General features: G+C 52.7%; 12 protein-coding genes. 8 read left to right on the top strand and 4 right to left on the bottom strand.

From position 1 onward, the window contains the following. The first annotated feature begins 194 nt into the window (after nt 1-194). Nucleotides 195-1,046: a M28 family peptidase gene (locus H7U12_RS15560; RefSeq protein ID WP_186639662.1), complete on the top strand. Its 852-nt coding sequence runs from the start codon at nt 195-197 to the stop codon at nt 1,044-1,046. A 283-nt stretch (nt 1,047-1,329) separates the two neighbouring features. Next, on the top strand, nt 1,330-2,292 hold the full coding sequence (locus H7U12_RS15555; protein WP_186639660.1) for a WD40 repeat domain-containing protein: 963 nt from the start codon (nt 1,330-1,332) through the stop codon (nt 2,290-2,292). 94 nt (nt 2,293-2,386) lie between these two features. Here the strand turns inward: H7U12_RS15555 and H7U12_RS15550 are convergent, their stop codons facing one another. From H7U12_RS15550 to H7U12_RS15535, 4 genes are all read right to left on the bottom strand, one after another. Beyond that, a complete protein-coding gene (locus H7U12_RS15550; RefSeq protein WP_186639658.1) occupies nt 2,387-3,445 on the bottom strand; it encodes an NAD(P)-dependent alcohol dehydrogenase in 1,059 nt (352 codons plus the stop codon). A 196-nt stretch (nt 3,446-3,641) separates the two neighbouring features. Further along, nucleotides 3,642-4,577, bottom strand: coding sequence for a pyridoxal-phosphate dependent enzyme (locus H7U12_RS15545; protein ID WP_186639655.1), 936 nt, complete (start codon nt 4,575-4,577; stop codon nt 3,642-3,644). Between the two features lie 209 nt (nt 4,578-4,786). Further along, nucleotides 4,787-6,394 carry a catalase gene (locus H7U12_RS15540; RefSeq protein ID WP_186639653.1) on the bottom strand — a complete coding sequence of 536 codons (1,608 nt, stop codon included), beginning with the start codon at nt 6,392-6,394 and terminating at the stop codon, nt 4,787-4,789. An 839-nt stretch (nt 6,395-7,233) separates the two neighbouring features. Further along, complete coding sequence (locus H7U12_RS15535; RefSeq protein ID WP_186639651.1) at nt 7,234-8,496, bottom strand: exonuclease SbcCD subunit D C-terminal domain-containing protein; 1,263 nt, start codon at nt 8,494-8,496, stop codon at nt 7,234-7,236. Between the two features lie 146 nt (nt 8,497-8,642). Between H7U12_RS15535 and H7U12_RS15530 the strand changes: the two genes are divergently transcribed. The 6 genes from H7U12_RS15530 (at nt 8,643) to H7U12_RS22995 (ending at nt 19,014) form a co-directional block, all read left to right on the top strand. Then, a complete protein-coding gene (locus tag H7U12_RS15530; RefSeq protein WP_186639649.1) occupies nt 8,643-9,269 on the top strand; it encodes a hypothetical protein in 627 nt (208 codons plus the stop codon). A gap of 240 nt (nt 9,270-9,509) precedes the next feature. Beyond that, on the top strand, nt 9,510-11,060 hold the full coding sequence (locus tag H7U12_RS15525) for an amino acid permease (protein ID WP_186639647.1): 1,551 nt from the start codon (nt 9,510-9,512) through the stop codon (nt 11,058-11,060). A 210-nt stretch (nt 11,061-11,270) separates the two neighbouring features. Continuing rightward, complete coding sequence (locus H7U12_RS15520; protein WP_186639644.1) at nt 11,271-14,327, top strand: amidohydrolase family protein; 3,057 nt, start codon at nt 11,271-11,273, stop codon at nt 14,325-14,327. Between the two features lie 58 nt (nt 14,328-14,385). Then, complete coding sequence (locus H7U12_RS15515; RefSeq protein ID WP_186639642.1) at nt 14,386-15,702, top strand: amidohydrolase family protein; 1,317 nt, start codon at nt 14,386-14,388, stop codon at nt 15,700-15,702. 329 nt (nt 15,703-16,031) lie between these two features. Then, a complete protein-coding gene (locus H7U12_RS15510; protein ID WP_317170780.1) occupies nt 16,032-18,959 on the top strand; it encodes a PAS domain-containing sensor histidine kinase in 2,928 nt (975 codons plus the stop codon). After that, entirely contained in the window at nt 18,913-19,014 is a 102-nt protein-coding gene (locus H7U12_RS22995; protein ID WP_369426490.1) for a hypothetical protein, read from the top strand. Before H7U12_RS15510 ends, H7U12_RS22995 begins: the two co-directional genes overlap by 47 nt. The last annotated feature ends 1,008 nt before the right edge of the window (nt 19,015-20,022 follow it).

Raw genomic sequence — 20,022 nt, 5'->3', positions numbered from 1 at the left:
CTTGAAGTACCAAGTGCATTAAAGAACCAAGTGCAGAGATGGAGTTTCCTAAGAGTAGAAAAAACATTAAGAGAATTGGTATCTGAGTATCCAATAGAATGCCGAGCGTAGAAACCGTATTAATTCTCCTTCCTGAAAAGTAACTACCAAGCCCGGTTTCAGTACAATGCAGGAGAAACCAACCGCTGTGTGCCATGCCCATCCAACGCGACCGCCTGTATGCCGATGTCCAGTACCTCACCACGTTAAATCCGCCCCGGAGCATTGGGTACCCTGATTCGCTGAAGAAAGCGGCGGCCTATATAGAAAAGCAGTTCTGTAAACTGAGTGGCCGGGTAAGCAAGCAGGACCTGCACCAGGGCTTCCAGAACTATATTCTTTCCTACGGTCCCACTGAGGGAGCAAGGGTCATTGTGGGTGCCCATTATGACGTGTGTGGCGATACCCCGGGTGCCGATGACAATGCCAGCGCCGTAGCTGGACTGCTGGAGTTGGCCCGCGCGCTCCATGAGGAAAAGCCCGAGGTGAAACACCGCATCGATTTTGTGGCCTTCAATTTTGAAGAGCCGCCGTACTTCGCCACCGAGAAAATGGGCAGCGCCGTACATGCCAAGTCTTTGAAGAAAGACAACGTAGACGTCAGGCTGATGATCTGCCTGGAGATGATCGGGTATTTCACAGACAAACCCAACTCGCAGGAATTTCCGCACGAATCGTTGAGAAGTTTATACCCCAGCACGGGGAACTTCATCGTAGTGGTAGGGCAGAAGGAGCAGGAGAAAACCGTAAAGAGGGTGCAGCAGTTGATACAAGAGCATTCGCGGGTAGATGTCCAGTCCATTGCCGCCCCGCCGGGGTTGCCCGGAGTTTCGCTCTCAGACCACCGCAACTACTGGAGCCAGGGCTATCAGGCAGTCATGATCAACGACACCTCTTTCCTGCGTAACCCTCATTATCACCAGAAATCAGACACCATCGACAAACTTGATTTCGGGCGGATGACCGAAGTAGTGCGGGGCGTCTACGCCGCCATGCTGAACTTCTAAGCAGTAAAGCCAGCGTATTTTACTGTCTATCAGAGTGTAGCGTTTTTGGCCTGATTTCCCAAAAAAGCACCAAATCTGGCGAGCCGCTTCCACACGTAGATGGATGGGGAATGGAAGAGCTGTTCTAGGGTATATGGCTTCCGCGTGCACCCGCATAACTTTGGCCTCAGTCAAGAGCATCATCCAGAAAAAGTAACGAAAAGGTGGTTATTGGTTTTGGAATATTTTAGTAATATTTTGTACTTTGCAGCATGTAAAATATTATTATTCACCCCCATTCTATATGAGTACAAGAAAAAGCATTTTTTACGCCCTAGGGTTCAGCTTACTTTCTACGGTGGCAGTGGGCCAGACCAAGGTGAAACCTTTGGCGTTGTTGAAGCACGAAGAGAACATGATGTTCCAGAACGCGGTTTTCTCGCCCGATGGCAACCGATTAGTGTCGGTGGGGAACCAGGGCATGTTGTATCTCTGGGATGCCTCTCAAACGTTTCCGGTGAGTTTCAAGCAAGTGCACAACGGCACGGCGCTCTCCTGCGCTTATTCTGAGGACGGGAAGTACATTGTGACCGGGGGCGAGGAGAAGTCCCTCAAGATTCTGCTGGCCCGCGACTTGAGTTTGGTCAAGAACATCACCGGCTTGCCGGCCCGGGTGCGGGAAGTGTCCATGACGGGCAACCGGTTGGTGGCCTTGCTGCAGAACAACGAGATCCAGATCTACAACACCGATACCTGGGAGAAAGTAGGCAAACCGCGGTACGCCGCCAAAGACTCTAAAATCGTGTTCAGCAACCAGGGAGACCGGTTTTATGTCTGGTTCTCCACCAGAATCAACGCCATCTCGGCCAAAGACGGAGAGCTCCTGAAAGTGTTCAACACCAATTACGCCACGCCCACGGACCTGGCCATCAGTTCAGATGACCAATTGCTAGCCGTAGGGTACGGGCAAGCCGATGAAATCCTGCGCATCTATGACACCAATGACTTCAAACAGGTAAAAGCCGTGAAGAAGAGCGGCGCGGGAGATTACGCAAGTGGCTTGTCCTTTTTCCATCACAGCAACAAATTGCTGTACCAATCCAACGCGGGAACGCCCAACCTCAAGATTTTTGATCTAGACCGAAACACCAATACCTCGGTGTCCAAAGGGAGCGCCTCGGCCAGAACCTCCATTTCCAAAGATGACTCCAAAGTGATCCTCGCTCCGCGGGCGGTGAATTCCATTCAGTTGCTGTCTATCATGTAGTTCTTGTTTTGAGCCCGATTTTGGGAAAACACCCTTAAAACGGAAGAGCCGCCCTCAATGAAGGCGGCTCTTCCGTTTATAAAAGAAAGGCAGGTTACACGTTGGTGTTTTCCAGGCTGGCCATGTCTATCACGAAACGGTATTTCACATCGCCGGCCAGCATGCGGTCATAGGCGGTGTTGATCTGGTTGATGTTGATGACCTCAATATCGGAGAGGATGTTGTGCTCGGCGCAGTAATCCAGCATCTCCTGCGTTTCCGCGATGCCGCCAATCAAGGAACCGGCAATGCTGCGGCGCCCGAAGATGAGGGTTCCGGCGTGCAACTCGGGGGCTTCCGGCGGAACGCCCAGCAAGATCATCGTTCCATCGCGGCGCAACAGACTGGCGTACATGTCCAGGCTCACCTTCGCGGAAACGGTGTTGATGATGAAGTCAAAGTAGCCGCTTACCTGTTTGAGGGCTTCGGGGTCTTTGGTCACCACAAATTTATGGGCACCCAACGCCTGGGCATCAGCTTCTTTGTTGGGAGAAGTGCTCAGAACGGTGACTTCGGCACCCATGGAGGCCGCCAGTTTCACCGCCATGTGGCCCAGTCCGCCTAAACCCACTACGGCAACTTTGTGGCCTTCGCCCACGCCCCAGTGCCGCAGGGGAGAATACGTGGTAATACCGGCGCACAGCAGCGGGGCCACTCGGGCTAAATCCTGATCTTCCCTGATTTTCAGGACGAAGTTCTCTTTTACCACAATGTGGTTGGAGTAGCCGCCGTACGTAGGCGTGTCTAATCCGGGCTCAGGGCTGTTGTAGGTGCCGGTGAAACCTTGCTCGCAGTATTGCTCTACGCCGTCCTGGCAGCTGGGGCACGACTGGCAGGAGTCTACCATACAGCCCACGCCCGCCATTTCGCCCACGGCGAATTTAGACACATGGTCGCCCACTTTCACAATGCGGCCCACAATCTCGTGGCCAGGTACCACCGGGTACATGGCGCCGCCCCATTCGCCTTTGGCGGTGTGCAGGTCAGAGTGGCAAACGCCACAGAACAGGATTTCAATCAACACATCGTGCGGACCTACCTCGCGGCGCTCAAAGTTGTAAGGAGCCAACGGTGAGTTGGGGTCGAAAGCGGCATACCCTTTGGTTTCTATCATATTCGTAAATTTAGTTGTAAGTGAAGGAGTCTTACCTCAAAGATACGGGAAGACGCTCCTTAGGATATGTTGCATTTCTCGGTTCTTCTACCGGCGGCGGTAAAGGCCTGGTGGTCAACTGCTGTTCTCGGGGATACCAGCTGCCGGGAAACTCCGTGAGCAATCCGGTTTTACGCCTGTTTTCCGTAAAAGAGGCTTAAAACGGCAAATTGCCCAGGTCCACATTTCCACCCGATAAGATTACCCCAATTTTCTGCCCGCTATACATTTCTTTCTCGCGCAGCAGAGCGGCCAGGGCCACGGCGCTGGAAGGTTCCACAATGATCTTCAGGCGTTCCCAGATGAGTTTCATGGCAGCGGTGATCTCGGTTTCTTCTACCCGGATGATCTGGTCTACGTACTGCCGGATGATGGGGAAGTTGATGTCGCCCAGCTGGGTTCTCAGGCCATCGGCGAGGGTGTTGGTATTGTCATTGGACTCAATCTGGCCGCTCTGCAGTGAACGGTACGCGTCATCCGCGGCAAAAGGCTCGCCCCCAATTACTTTGCAGTTCTGCCCGAAGAAATGAGCCGCCAGCGCGGTGCCGCCAATCAGCCCGCCGCCGCCCACCGGGGAGAAGATGTACGCCAGATCCGGGTGGTCTTCCAGCAGTTCCATGGCGGCGGTGCCCTGGCCTAAGATCACGTCCAGGTCATTGGACGGGTGGATGAAGTAAGCGCCGGTTTCTTGCTCTACCCGAGCCGCTGCTTCCTCGCGGGCGATGGGGTTGGAGGCACTTTCAATGATCTGTCCGCCGTAGCCTCTCACCGCGTCTTTCTTCACCTGCGGCGCATTCTCAGGCATCACGATATACGCTTTCACCCCGATGTTCTGGGCAGCCAAAGTCAGCGCCTGCGCAAAATTCCCCGACGAATGCGTGACCACGCCCCGGGTTTTCTGCTCCTCTGAGAGCGCCAACACGGCGTTCATGGCGCCCCGCATCTTGAAAGCCCCCATCCGCTGGAAATTCTCACATTTGAAGAATAGTTCTGCCCCGGCTATCGCGTTGAGCAGGCGCGAGGTAAGGATGGGAGTACGGTGGATGTACGGTGTGATTCTGGCCTGGGTGGCCAACAAGTCTTCTTTTTGCATGACGTAAGTACCGGAAGGGGCTTCCGTTTGGTTTCTTGCCTCAAGGTACAAAAGAAGCAGCTCCCCCGGAAAGATGGAAGATGAGCAAAAAGGAGAAAGATAGAAATCTCAGGCCGCTTCCTGCAAAACAGGGAAGAATAGAACAAAAAAACGCCACCTCAGGGAGGTGGCGTTTTTGACCTGTGTTTCAAAAAATAATAAAAAAACGATTAATAAGGCTTGGCCGGGTGAGAAACTTCTTTGGCTTGATCAACGCCTTCCTGCGGAGAAATGGCCCCGATGGGTCCTTTGTCTTCCTGAGACTTTCTGGTTTGGGCCAGACCTTCAGCCACTCGCCGGCCGTAATCTTCATCGGCTAAGGTAAAGTGCTCGATCATCTTGTCCTGAATCCGCTTATCGGCGGTGGCCAGGGTGTTCACCAGGTTGGTGATCAGGTCATCTTTCTCCCAGTCCTGGAAGTTGCGGTAAGTGTCACCGGCCTGTTTGAAGTCATTGGTGCGGTCAATTTTCTGACGAACCAGGTTGGCTTCATACCGTGGGGTGTACTCTTTACCGGCTTTAGGGGCTTCTACGATGTTTCCTAACGTAGACGGCTCATAGTTGATGTGCGGGTTCTGACCTTTCCCGAAATCGGAGTGGAAAGACATCTGGCCGCCTCTCTGGTTCGTGACCACCTGGTTTTTAGGCGCGTTGATAGGCAATTGCAGGTAGTTGGCGCCTACGCGGTACCGCTGAGTATCTGAGTAGGAGAACGTACGTCCCTGCAACATTTTATCGTCTGAGAACTCCAGACCGTCTACCAGAACACCGGTACCAAAAGCCGCCTGCTCTACCTCGTTGAAGTAATCCACGGGGTTCTGGTTCAGGGTCATCTTTCCTACGGGCAGGAAAGGGAACTGCTCCACTGGCCACAGTTTGGTGTCGTCCAACGGATCGAAGTCCAGTTCTGGGTGCTCGTCATCGCTCATGATCTGCACGCAAAGCTCCCACTCTGGGAAGTTTCCTTCTTTGATGGCCTCAAACAGATCCTGGGTGGCGTGGTTGAAGTTTTTGCCCTGGATTTCCTGCGCCTCGGCCTGCGTTAAATTGCGGATGCCTTGCAGCGGCTCCCAATGGTATTTCACCAGCACGGCTTCGCCCTCGGCGTTGACCCATTTGTAGGTGTTCACGCCGGAACCTTGCATCTGGCGGTAGTTGGCCGGAATGCCCCAGGGCGAAAACAGGAACGTAGCCATGTGCGTGGACTCCGGGGTATTGGCGATGAAGTCAAAAATACGCTCGCCGCTCTGGATGTTGGTCACCGGATCTGGCTTCTGCGAGTGAATCAGGTCCGGGAATTTCATGGCGTCCCGGATGAAGAAGATCTTCAGGTTGTTTCCTACTAAATCCCAGTTACCGTCTTCGGTATAGAATTTAACGGCGAAACCGCGCGGGTCGCGCAAGGTCTCCGGCGAGTGTCCGCCGTGGCCTACGGTAGAGAAACGCACGAAAACCGGCGTCTGCTTTCCTTTCTCCTGGAACAGTTTGGCACGGGTGTATTTGGCGATGGGCTCATCACCTACTTTTCCGTACGCCTCAAATACGCCGTGGGCGCCGGCACCCCGGGCGTGCACCACACGTTCCGGAATCCGCTCCCGGTCAAAGTGGCTGATCTTCTCAATGAAGTGGTAGTTCTCCAGCGTAGCCGGACCCCGATTGCCAACCGTTCTGATGTTCTGGTTGTCGGTTACCGGATGACCTTGCCGCGTGGTGAGGTTCTGTTTTTCCTGACCATTGCTTCCGGCCTGACCGTTTGATTTATTCTGATCTTTTTCCATAGGATAACTGGTGATTAGGATGATACTTCTATTAACGTGCCCTTGCAGTGGAAGTTATGTCCCCTGAAAGTTCCTTTTGCTTCTCTCAAGTTAAAGAAATATTCGCCTTCCGGCGACTTCTTTGCTGATTTGATGGCCTAAAGGTGCTGGGTTTGTGAATATTTATCAAATTGATAATTGCTATTCCTTTATAGACGGAAGCTATAATCAGGCGTAGAGGTGCCGAGCCCTTCTTTTACTTCAAAAAGAAATCTGCTGAAGAAGTAGCGTACAGGTAAGGACCAGTCATTGGCGTGTACACCCGGAGCTGGCGGAAAACGCGCTACACTGCGGATTAGCTATGAAAGAAGCTTAATAAAAGAATGAGCAAAGGCTAGGCAGATTCATTTTCCAGTAATCTGGTTTACTTTTCCAACTTACCTAATCTGTCTGGATGTTTCAAAATAGGTGAGGCGAAATCCCCCAATCGTCTTTCTCCTCATCAGTTTTAGGCACCAAATAGTTTGGAAGAAAGCAGACCGGCAGGAATATGGAAAAGCTGTTTCGCGGCTCATTTCACGAAATCTGCCCTAAAACAGTAATCCTGATTAAAAAACCTAAAGTAAGATCATCTCCCTTGCTGCGTGTTTTCACCTGCAAGCGGAAAGGCGTTCTTGTGTAACTTGTTGGTGAGAACACCAACAAGGGCGGGAGTGGTGATAAAAGGTGCCGTGATCTGGATTGTTGATGAGGACACCTCCAAGGGCGAAAAAAAAGAAAAGCTGTTTTGAGGCCCTTTTGACGAAATCGGCCTTAAAACAGGACAAGCCGTAGAGCTGTCCCGGAAATCAGCGGTGTGGTTACTCCGTTAGTTTCACTTCGGCCGAGGAGATCTCCAGGGCATCTTCCTGTAGTTGCGGCATCAGTTCCAGTAGTTCATCAAAGGTGGAAACCAGGCTTTGGTAGCTGTCTGCCTCCAGCGCCTCCTCGCACTTCTTCAGGAAAACCTCTTTGGGTTTCAGGTCGGTCAGGTTTTGGTCGGGTTGCACTTGCTGGTCCAGGGTTTGGGTATCAATGGTGCGCAGCGGACGGTGGATGAGTAACTGCACCTGCGGCTGAAGCGCAAAGGCCTCGTGCAGGCGGTTGGTGTGGTCCTGCAGGTTGTGCTCGTACTGAAGCTGCACCTCGGCCCAGGCGGGGTAAGGGCGATCTGCGTTGTCAAAGGCGATGATCTTGGGGAAGACTTCTTCAATGGTGCCCTTGAACCGAACCAGCTTGCGCCAGCACGGAATCTCTACCTCCTGGATGTTCTGGAGTTTGCCGTCCTCAAAATCCAGGATAACGATCTGCTTGCGGTCCGCTATCTCAGAAAAGCTCAACGGAATAGGGGAGCCGCTGTAGCGGATGTGCTCCATTTTGTGCACCACCTGGGGGCGGTGTAGGTGACCCAACGCCACATAGTCAAAATCCTCTGGGAACTGGTCGCCGCAGATCTGGCCCAAGTTGCCTACGTGAATTTCTTTTTCGCTGTCTGAAGCGCTGCCGCCCGCGGCAAACAAGTGGCCGGTGGCCAGCACCGGTATTCCCTGCTGCTTGAACTCCTGAATCAAGGGCACCAGTTGGCGGTAATGATCGCAGATGCCCTGCTTGAGCCGCGCCTCGCGTTCTTCGCCGGTTTCACCGGGTACCGAGAGGCGCACGTCTTTGTCGCGGAGGAACGGCACGGCACAGACCACGGCTATGGGGGTGTTTTCCGAATCGGTGAGCACAATCACCTGGTCCTGGGCGTTGGCAGGAGCGCCGCCCACCACGTGCACATTGAAATGGCGCAGCAATTCGGCCGGGGCATTGAGGGTAGAGACAGAATCGTGGTTTCCGCCGATGATGACCAGATCGCGGCAGCAGCTGCCTTTCACCTCACGCAGGAAATCATAGTAAAGTTTGAGCGCCGTGTTGGAGGGGAAACCCGTGTCAAAGACATCGCCGGCAATGAGCAGCAGGTCTATTTTCTGGTCACAGATGGTCTGGCAGAGCCAAGAAAGGAAAGCGCGGTGTTCCTCGGTGCGCTCCTGGTTGGCCAGGCGCTGCCCCAGGTGCCAGTCTGCTGTATGTAATACTCTCATCTTGCCGGTTCAGGTCTGCTCTGGATCATTCTACCAGACGAAGATACGAAATGGGAACGGCTTCCCGGAGCTGCCCTGGAGATCAATTTCTTACTGCTTGTTTCTCAGGGATTTTACGTAGCTTATGTCCAAAACAACCCCTCGTCATGCGGCTCTCCAGAACCATCGCTCTGCTGTTTGTCTGTTTCATGCTGGTGCTCCTGGCTCCTTGTGGCTTTGCCCAGGGAACGGAAGAAAAGAAGAACTACCTGCAGGTAGGGGCTGGGGTGGTGTCTCTGCAGGAGTTAGGAGTCAGGCTGGGCAATAGTTTCACTTTGTTCTTTCCGGTGAGTCATCGCGTGGAGCGAGTGACGGGACCTCTGCAGGTAGGCTATCTGCGGGAAGTACACCCAACCTGGAAGGTGGGCATCATCTCATCCTATACGTACCTCCGGTCCAGTTCCTTTGACCACACTGTGGAAAAGGGAGTGGTGGAGAAAACCAAGTCTGGAGAAGAACGATTGGAGTTCTATACCTTCATGCCCTCTGTGGAACACACCTGGGTGAAGTCCCACATCGCGCAGCTGTATTCAGGGCTTTCCCTGGGGCTGTTCGTCACGAAAGCGGAAGATCGGTACTTTGCCGAGAACAGCACCCAGCATCGGACCAAAGCCGGGTACTTCGGGCACCTGAACCTGATTGGCCTGCGAGCCGGGAAGCGGGTGGGAGGCTATCTGGAACTTGGGTTCGGCGTGCATGGGCTGCTCTCGGGAGGCGTGTACGGCACGTTGTAATCTCTACTACAACTGTATTATTTGTAGAAATAAAAGAGCGGTAGACTTGGCCGGTTTTGGGGCCGTTTTCGGGAAAACAGCCTTAAAACGCCGCTATCCTTTTCTGGGGGAGTGTTTTGCTAAAAACAGGCCTAAAACGCAGTAGCCGCATGGCTTCTTGCGAAAAGTACTTATATTAGCCCCTTCAAGCCTTTTACAAACGAACTACAAACAAACTATTCCCTAACTTTTACGCATTCTATGGCAAACCAACTTTTCGCGAGGAAGTCAATTGACAAGCTGAGCGCAGACGCCTTTAGTGAAGGGGCGCATAACCTGAAACGAACCCTGGGGCCGGGTAACCTGGTCGCTTTAGGGGTAGGGGCCATCATTGGTACCGGTATTTTCGTGTTGACGGGGAGTGCGGCCGCGCAGTACACCGGGCCAGCCATTGTGTTGGCTTTTATTTTGGCTGGTTTAGGCTGCGCGTTCGCGGGTCTTTGCTACGCTGAGTTCGCTTCCATGATTCCAATTGCCGGTTCTGCCTACACGTACGGCTACGCCACCCTGGGCGAGTTTGTGGCCTGGATCATTGGCTGGGACTTGATTCTGGAATACCTCTTCGGGGCCGCTACCGTGGCCGTGGGTTGGTCTGGGTACGTGGTTTCCTTCCTGCGTGACTTCGGGATCAACATTCCGCCGGAGTGGAGCAATGCCGTGGGTGTGGAGATGATTCAGTTGCCCGGTACCAGCTCTTGGGTGCGTATCACCGAACAATTAACTGCTTCTTTAGCCGAGCAAGGGGTGAACATCGCTACCTTGCCGCACGCTACCGGTATCTTCAACCTGGTGGCCGCCGTGGCCATTGCCCTGGTGACCATCCTGTTGGTCATAGGGATGAGTGAGTCTGCCAAATTCAACAACATTGCCGTAATCATCAAAGTGGGCGTGGTGATTTTGTTCATTTTAGCCGGTGCCAACTACCTGTTCGGGCACAGCGCAGAAGCTGCCGAGAACTGGACTCCTTTCATCCCCGAGAACAAAGGCGGCTTTGGGGAATACGGTTGGAGCGGGATTATCCGGGCAGCCGGAGTAATCTTCTTCGCCTACATCGGGTTTGACGCCGTTTCCACCACGGCTCAGGAAGCCAAGAATCCGCAGCGCGACATGCCCATCGGTATACTGGGTTCTTTGGTGATCTGTACTATTCTTTACATCCTGGTGTCTGGTATTCTGACCGCCATGGTGCATTACAGCCAGCTGAACGTAGCCGAGCCTATTGCCGTGGGTATTGAGAAAACGGGTTACACCTTCCTGCGTGACCTGATCAAGATTGGCGCAATTGCCGGTCTTTCTTCCGTCATGTTGGTGATGCTGATGTCGCAGCCGCGTATTTTCTACACCATGTCTAAAGACGGTTTGTTGCCTCCTATCTTTGGTAAACTGCACCCTAAATTCAAAACCCCGCACGTGAGTACTATCTTAACTGGTACTATCTGCGCCGTGGTGGCCGGAGCTTTCTCCGTAGACGAACTGGGTCACTTGGTGTCCATTGGTACGCTGTTGGCGTTCGTGATTGTGTGCGCCGGAGTTTGGTACCTGCGCGTGAAAGAGCCAAACCGTCCGCGTCCGTTCAAAACGCCGTTGGTGCCGTTGGTTCCTATTTTGGGTATCTTAGTGTGCGTGGGCATGATGGCCGGCTTACCCGCCGAGACCTGGTACCGTCTGCTGGGCTGGATGGCCATTGGTATCGTCATCTACTTCGCGTATGGTAAAAAGCACAGCGTCATCCGTCAGGAAAACAACCTGTAACCTACCTTTCTGTAACACATGGGAGAAGCCCGGTTCCGTCTTGGACCGGGCTTTTTCTTTGCCATTTTATCTCCGTTTTAGGCCTCTTTTTGGAAAAGTGGCAGCGAAACAGACTATCTCCTGCCAGTGCTTTTTTTAGGCCGATATTTTTTATACTTTCCCTTTTTAGATCCCAACCTATCTCACAAACAAACCTTTATTTAAGCTCCCATGAAGAAAGTAGTTCTCTCCGTGCTGGTGGTGGCAGCCATGTCGCTGCAAAGCCGGGCGCAGGAGACCTTCCCCCGAAATGGCGTCTACGATGAGCGCTCCGGACTCCGGGCCTTCACCAACGCCACCATTTTCGTGGATTACCAGACCAAAATTGAAAACGCAACCCTGGTGATCAAAGACGGCAAAGTAGTGGCCGTTGGAACCAAAGTAGCCGTTCCCCAAGGCGCCATCGTTACTGATCTGAAAGGTAAAACCGTTTACCCGGGCTTCGTAGACCCGTACACTAGCTATGGAGTGCCCACCCCGCCGCCGCGTACCTTCAGCTTCAACAATCCGCCGCAGGCCGAGACGAAGAAGGAGGGAGCCTACAATTGGAACCAGGCCATCCGGCCCGAGACCAATGCCGTGGAGCTGTTTAAGGTAGACGCCAAAGCCGCCGAGGAATTACGTAAATTAGGCTACGGCGCAGTATTAACCATCCACCAGGACGGAATCTCCCGCGGAACCGCTTCGTTGGTTTCTTTGGCAAACAAGCGCGAAAACCAGGTAATTCTGCTGGACAAAGCCGCGGGCGCACTGTCCTTAGACAAAGGTTCTTCTACCCAGGAGTATCCCAACTCATTGATGGGTTCCGTTGCGTTGCTGCGCCAAACGTATTTAGATGCCCAGTGGAACGCCAAAAACCAGGACCGGGAGCAGAACATCTCCCTGAAAGCCTTCAACGAAGCCAACCGCCTGCCCCAGATTTTTGAGGTAAGCAACAAACTGAACGCCGTCCGCGCCGACAAAGTAGGCGATGAGTTCGGGCAGCAATACATCTTCAAAGGCCAGGGCGATGAGTACCAGATGCTGCCCCAGATCAAGGCCACCAAAGCCGCTTACATCCTGAACGTGAATTTCCCGGACCCTTACAGCGTGGAGGACCCGTATGAGGCCCGCCGCATTGGCATTGAGGACATGAAACACTGGGAAATGGCCCCCGCCAACCCCGCCATGCTGGTGAAAGAAGGCGTGGCCATCGCCTTCACCTCGGCAGATCTGCGCGATAAAACCAAGTTCCTCCCCAATCTCCGGAAAGCCGTTTCTTACGGTTTGCCTGAGCAGGAAGCTTTGAAAGCGTTGACCTATTCCCCGGCGCAATTGCTCAAAGCCGATAAAGTGGTGGGCAGTCTGCGCGAAGGCATGCAGGCCAACTTCGTGGTCGCTTCGGGTAATCTGTTTGACCCCACCACTGTCTTACTGGAGAACTGGGTGCAAGGCCAAGGATTCAAAGTGAGCGAAACACCAGCTGATTTCCGGGGCGTGTATTCCCTGAAAGTAGGTTCTCAGCCAGAGCGCCGGATGTTGATTTCGGGCACACCTGAAAAACCAGAGCTCAAAGTGATCGCGGCGGATACCTTGAAAGGAACGCTTTCCTTGAGTGGTGAAATGCTGACCATGACTTTTGCTCCCGCTAAAAACGCGAAAGAAAGCATACGTTTAACGGGTTGGTACACCGGCAAAGGCTTCCAGGGCGAGGCGCAGCTGCCCGATGCCCAGTCTGTGAAATGGAACGCGGTGCTCTCCGAAGCCGCTACCCAGCAAGCTAAACGCGATACCGCCCGTTCCCGCTCCAATGAAGCCCTGAACCTGGGGAAATTGACGTTCCCGTTTGCCGCCTTCGGGAGAACGGAATTACCAAAGGCTGAGACCGTTCTCATCAAGAATGCCACCGTCTGGACAAACGAGAAAGAAGGCAAACTGCAGAACGCCGATGTGCTCCTGAAAAACGGGAAGATAGCGCAGGTTGGTAAAAACCTCTCCGCCAACGGTGCCAGGGTAATTGACGGCACCGGCAAACACGTAACGCCCGGCATCATTGATGAACACTCGCACATTGCGCTGGACGGCGTGAACGAAGGCACCCAAGCCGTCACCGCTGAAGTACGCATGGCCGATGTGGTGAACCACGAGCAGGTGAACATCTACCGCCAATTAGCCGGTGGCGTGACCACGTCTCAGTTGCTGCACGGTTCTGCCAACCCCATCGGGGGGCAGTCAGCGATCATCAAACTGCGCTGGGGACAGGCACCCGAGAAACTGATGTTTGAGGGTGCAGATCCGTTCATCAAATTCGCCTTGGGCGAGAACGTGAAGCACTCCAATCGCTCTCCGCAGTACAACGTGCGTTTCCCGCAGACCCGCATGGGCGTGGAGCAGGTGATGGTGGATGCGTTCCAACGCGCCAAAGAATACCAGAAAGCCTGGGATGGCTACAATAAACTCTCCAAATCACAGAAAGGCAAAACCGTTGCCCCGCGCCGCGACCTGGAACTGGAGACCCTTTCCCAGATCCTGAAAGACGAGCGTTTCATCACGTGCCACTCCTACGTACAGTCGGAGATCAACATGCTCATGAAAGTAGCCGATCAGATGGGCTTTAGAGTGAACACCTTCACCCACATTCTGGAAGGATACAAAGTAGCCGATAAAATGAAGGCCCGCAACATTGGCGCTTCTACGTTTTCTGACTGGTGGGCGTACAAAATGGAGGTGAAAGACGCCATTCCGTACAACGCCGCCATCCTGCACAACGTGGGCGTGACCACCGCCATCAACTCGGATGACGCCGAGATGGCCCGCCGCCTGAACCAGGAAGCCGCCAAAACCATGAAGTACGGTGGAGTTTCTGAGGAAGACGCCTTGAAAATGGTGACCTTGAACCCCGCCAAACTTCTCCATTTGGATGACAAAGTAGGCAGCCTCAAAGCCGGAAAAGACGCTGATGTGGTGATCTGGAACGAGCACCCGCTGTCTATTTACGCCCGCCCGGAGAAAACTTTTGTGGATGGCATCGCTTACTTTGATCTGGAGCAGGACAAGCAATTGCAAGACGAGCAGGAAAAAGAGCGCGTGCGCCTCATCAACAAAATGCTGGCCGCCAAAGCCCGTGGTGAGCGGACCCAATCGCCGGCTGCGCCTTCCAGAAGAGGCGGGCAGCAAGTGCTGCACTGCGAAGACCTGGACAACGGCACGGAAGAAACCTATCAAGAATCTGAGTATCAACAAAAATAAGGAGACCACTTCCATGCAAACGATAAAGAAATCTGTGGTAGCCTTTACCTCTAAAAATATGCAACAACGTCTTCTGCTAGCGGCAGCGTTATTTGTAAGCACCACGGCGGCCTGGGCCCAGGTGCCGGTGCCAGCGGCCAAGCAAACGAAAGCCACGGTGCTCACCGGAGCTACCCTGCACGTGGGCAACGGACAGGTAGTGGAAGGTGCCACCGTAGCCTTCAACGAAGGAAAAATTACCTATGCGGGCCCTTCGGCGGGTTTCAATGCCGGAGGCACCGCCTATGAGGCCGTAAACGTCAGCGGGAAACACATCTACCCGGGCATGATTTTGCCCAACAGTCAGCTGGGGTTAACCGAGATAGAATCCGTAAGGGCCACGCTGGACCAGCAGGAGGTGGGCATGTTCAACCCCAACGTGCGGGCGGTGGTCGCCTATAACACCGATTCTGACATTACCCCCACGCTTCGTTCCAATGGCGTGCTGATGTCGCAAGTGACGCCCATGGGTGGCATGATTTCGGGTACTTCCTCGGTGGTGCAGCTGGATGCCTGGAACTGGGAAGATGCCCTGGTGAAAGCCGATGGCGGTGTGCACCTGCGTTGGCCGGCCATGGTGCAGCAAACGACAGACAATTCGCCGCAGGTACAGCAGCGCCGTCAGGCCCGGCAGACCGGTTTATCGGAATTAGAGGCCTTGCTCGCGGAGGCGAAAGTGTACAAGAATCAGAAAAACGACCGCCGAAACCTGAAGCTGAGTTCTCTGGGAGGCTTGTTTGACGGTTCCAAGAAACTCTTCATCCATGCCAACTACGGGAAAGAGATTGTAGAATCCATCCGCTTCGCGCAGAAAGCCGGCGTGAAGGAAATGGTGATTGTAGGCGGTGCCGATGCGCTGGTAGTGGCGGATTTTCTGAAGGAAAACAACATTCCGGTGGTGTATTCAGGCGTGCATGCGTTGCCGGCCCGGGCCGAGGATGACGTGTATCTGCCGTACAAGATGCCTGGTCTGCTTCAGAAAGCCGGAATTCTGTTCTGCCTGGACTATGATGCGAGTTTGCACGGAACGCGTAACCTGCCGTTCATTGCGGGTACCGCCGTGGCCTTCGGGTTGCCCAAAGAACAGGCGCTTTCATCGGTTACTTTGAATGCCGCCAAGATTCTAGGCGTAGACCAGCAGGTAGGCTCAGTGGAGGTAGGCAAAGATGCCAGCATCGTGGTGTCAGAAGGTGATATCCTGGACATGCGGACCAACAAGATCAGCCACGCTTTCATTCAGGGCCGCAAGCTGAACCTCACAGATAAGCAGCAGTACCTGTATGAGAAGTTCAACGGCAAGTACAACTCTGCAAACAAAGCCGAGGTAGGTAAATAACTGTCCCTTTTATGTTTTTAGAGAAAGGCCATCTGCGTAGATGGCCTTTCTGTTTTAAGGCTGGTTTCCAGAAATCAGCCTTAAAACAGGTAATGGAACCATCCTGATTCGTTTTGTCTAATTTTTGTTTTTTCGGCCGCAAAGCTTGTCCTAAGTATCATTATTCATGAGGTAAATAGCTATCATGCTTTGGGTTGTCTTCTTTGATTGAAAATATCTAAATGTGGTGTACTTTTGTAAAAGCCTTTCCTATGGGTTTTCAAAGAGGCTCTATTATGGGTTAAGTCCACTTTCATGAAGCAGGATTTTTAACTTAGAATGCTTACGTGATGAATGAGAATGACAGGAGTGCGATGAACCCGGAGTTGCCGGATACCCTTGCTTCACAGGTGAATTTCGAATTAATGTATGCCCTAGCTGAACACAGCCAGGAGCCTATGCTGCTCAGTTCATCCCGCGGAGACATTTTATACGTGAATCCAGCTTTTTGCGAGTTGGTGGGGCAGCGCCGGGAGGCGGTGCTGGAAATCGGAAGTGCGGGATGGATGCATCTCCTGGCAGAAACCCGGGAAATAAAGGAACACCTGCGAGCAGATGGTAGGGATGCCAAGCTTGAAGCGAATCTGTGGCACAAGTCTGGCCAGAAAATACCAGTGGAGTTGGTTTCCCGCTCTTTTTCTACTTCAGAAAATCACTCTTATATAAGTGTGCATGTGCGGGATCTTCGGGCCCAGAAAGATGCCCATCAAAAACTGGAGGCCCAGCAGCAGGAACTGAAGAAGGCAGTGCGTGAGCTGCAATTGGTCATGGATTTCTCCGCTGACCTTATCTGTACCTTTTCCCCGGACGGGGAGTTTCTTCATGTAAACAAAGCTTGTCTTGCCATTCTGGGGTATACGCCTGAAGAACTGATCGGTAGAAACTATCGTGCCTTTATCCATCCGGAGGATCATGCCATCACCGAGCAGGATGCTGTTGAAGTGATTGCCATCTCCAAAACTCTCAATTTCAAGAACCGGTATTTGCATAAAGACGGTTCCACAATTTACCTTTCCTGGTCTTCTTCCCTGGTTAGAGAGGAAAACAAAATTTACTGCATTGGGCGCAACATCTCCAATGAAGTTGCCAACCAGGCCAAGGACAAGCACAATGAATACAGATTGCAGGCCTTGTTGCAGGAAGGGCAGGACATGGTCTGCATTCTTGATAAGGAGGGGAGCTATTCTTTTGTGAGTGGCAGCGTGATACATGCGATGGGCTATGATCCCCAGGAATTGATTGGGCGCAAACCCTTCGAGTTTATTCACCCCGATGATGTGGTGGATATCCTGGATGAATTTGAGCAGGTATCGGCTGGCATGGACGCCAAAACGCCACCCTTCCGCTTTAAAACCAAGGCCGGAGAATGGCGCTGGCTTGAAACCAAAGGCGTGAACTGCTTCCACCACCCCGCCATCAACGGCATCATTGTTAATTCCCGCGATATCACCGAGCGATTGCAAGCCCAGCGCCAATTGGAACTGAGTGAGAAGATGTACAAGGCTGTTTTTGAGAAGAACCCGGATTTTGTCTACTCCCTTAGCCCCAGTGGATATTTCACCTCGGTGAATGCCGCCGCCATCTCCTGCATCGGCTATTCAGAAGAAGAGTTCCTGAAGATGAGGCCTCGGGATTTGCTCCACCCAGACAAGTTGAAAGAGGCAGAAGAGAACTTTGTCAGGATTAAGGCTGGTGAATCCATGACCACTGAGACCACTGTGTTTAACGCCAACGGCAACAAGGTGCACCTTGCCGTAACCAAGGTGCCGGTCATAGTGAACGGCGAGTTGATTGGCGTGCATGGTATTGCCAAAGATATTACCGCAGTAAAGCGCCAGCAGCGGTTACTGAAAGATACAGCCAACCGGCTGAAGAACATCCTGGAAAGTATCAAAGATGCCTTCTTCACCTTAGACAAAGACTGGTGTTTCACGTACATGAACCATCAATTTGAAAAGTCTCTGGGAGTGAAGAGTTCTGACTTGATTGGGCGAGACGTCCGGGAAGTCTTTCCTTCAGAGAGATACCAGAAATTTTACGCCAAGTTCCAGAGGGCCTTCTCCCTGCAACACCCCACGCACTTTGAGGAGTACTCCTATATCTTGAATGAATGGTTAGACGTGAGTGCCTATCCTTCTGAAGAAGGTCTCTCGGTTTTTATTAAAGGAGTAAGCGCCAGGAAGCAGGTTGAGGCTGAACTGAAAAAGTTATCCCTGGTCGCCAGTAAGACCGTGAACTCCGTTTACATCACCGACGATGAAGCCCGGGTGGAATGGGTTAACGATGGGTTTACCCGGTTAACGGGCTATACCCTGGAGGAGATTAAGGGCCGCAAGCCCGGCGATCTGCTTGCCGGGCCAGAGACCAACTTAGAGAAGGTATCGGTTATCCGGCAGAAGTTAAACTATGACAAACCCTTTGTGCAGGAAGTGCAGAACCGCAGCAAAAGCGGAGAAGTGTATTGGTCTAAACTGGATGTGACTCCTATTATTGATGACCTCACCGGCGGAAAGAAGAAGTTCATTGTCATTGAAACGGATATCACCGAGCAGAAACGGGCCGAGGAGGAGCGCACCAAGCTGACGGAAGAGCTCCTGCGGCGCAACAGGCACCTGGAGCAATTCACTTATATTGTCTCCCATAACTTGCGATCCCCCGTCGCCAATATCATAGGTCTAACCTCGCTGTTAAGCACGTCAGATAACCCCGACATGCAGAAAGGGATTATCACCAAGCTCAAGCAGACCTCCCAGAACCTGGATTACATCATCCGGGACCTGAACGAAATGTTGAGCCTCCAGGCAGGCGTGCTGGAGGAACGCGAGAAGATCATGCTCCCTACGGTGATAGAACAAGTCTTGCAGGAACTCCCGCTTGACGGCGGGAGTACTATAAGAGTGGAATTGAACGGAGTAGGGGAGATTGGCTCTATCCGAAGCTACGTGAGCAGCATCATCAGCAATCTTCTGACTAACGCCGTCAAATATAAATCCCCCGATCGTCCCCTCTGCCTCACCATACAAGCGGAGCACCACCAAACAGAAGGAATGGTTTGCCTCATGGTGACCGACAACGGTTTAGGCATTAATTTAAAAAAAAGAGGGCAAAAACCTGTTTGGCCTCTACAAACGATTCCATTTCCATGTCTCTGGCAGAGGATTAGGGCTATACCTGGTAAAAACCCAAGCCGAAGCCCTGGGAGGATATGTAACCGTTGAAAGCAAACCCAACATTGGCTCAACGTTCAAGGTTTGGATAAAGAACTACAAGTAAAGCAGAGTTCAGTTTTTAGGAAGGAGGGGCAGTGCGGGAACGCACTGCCCCTTTCTCTTTATTTGATGAGGCTGAGCAACTGTTTAGGCGTTTTAAGCCTTGTTTTATGAAAAGCCCCCGAAACGTTTTCCCTACAAGCATCTATTCCCAGGTACTTCCCAGCGCCCGAATACGGTTATTCCCCAGTCTTGATCCTAGAAACGAGCTCTAGAGAGCCGCCTTGGAAATAAACTCAAAAATATTCCGCTCCGGGAACTCGCTGGTCCTGAATACAGTTACCCATCAGGCTGCGCAGTCAGGCGCATGAAAAAGCCCCATCTCAGCAAACGGCGCTTGTTTCTTGGGGGAAGATCCTTACCTTTGCAGCCCGCTCAACAGGAGAGGGGGAGAGAAACATAGTGTAGACGGAAAGTTGAAGAAAAAGTTTCCCCTGCCCCTTGCGAGTTCGGGAGTTCTTCTTACCTTTGCACTCCCTTCCAGAGAGGGCCTGCCGCACCGACCGGGTGCCACGGAAAAGGAAAAAAGTTTTGCCTGGTGCTTGCGAAGAGGGAAAAGCTTCTTACCTTTGCAGCCCGCTTCAACGGAAAGCCTTCGGGCTTGGGGACGGAAGCATCTCCCGGCTGGTTGAGCCGAGGGAATCAGAAAAAAAAGTTTTTCGAAAGTGTTGCAGAGAGGAAAAAAGTTCTTACCTTTGCACCCGCTTCCAGAGAGAAGCTAAGGAAAGCAGGCTCAGCTGATCGGGTTGGGAAGAGAAAAAAAGAAAAAAAGCTGCTCAGGCTTGCGGAATCGAAGAAAGTTCCTACCTTTGCAGCCCCTACCGGAAGGGAGGGAAACGGAAGCCGAGAGGGTTCCGCCAGTCACTAGCGACAGGCTAGTGGGAAGTTCTTTGAGTGAATGGGAAGATAGGAAAAGAGGACATGCAGTAATGTTTGTCCAGGAAAAACGAAGCGTATCGGCGGTCGATCGTCTTGAAGCAATCGACTGTCTTTATTATTATTAATTGAGATA

Origin of the sequence: Rufibacter sediminis, from assembly GCF_014269285.1 — a bacterium.
In the GTDB taxonomy this organism is placed as follows: domain Bacteria; phylum Bacteroidota; class Bacteroidia; order Cytophagales; family Hymenobacteraceae; genus Nibribacter; species Nibribacter sediminis.
This window is presented reverse-complemented; position numbering and strand designations above follow the sequence as displayed.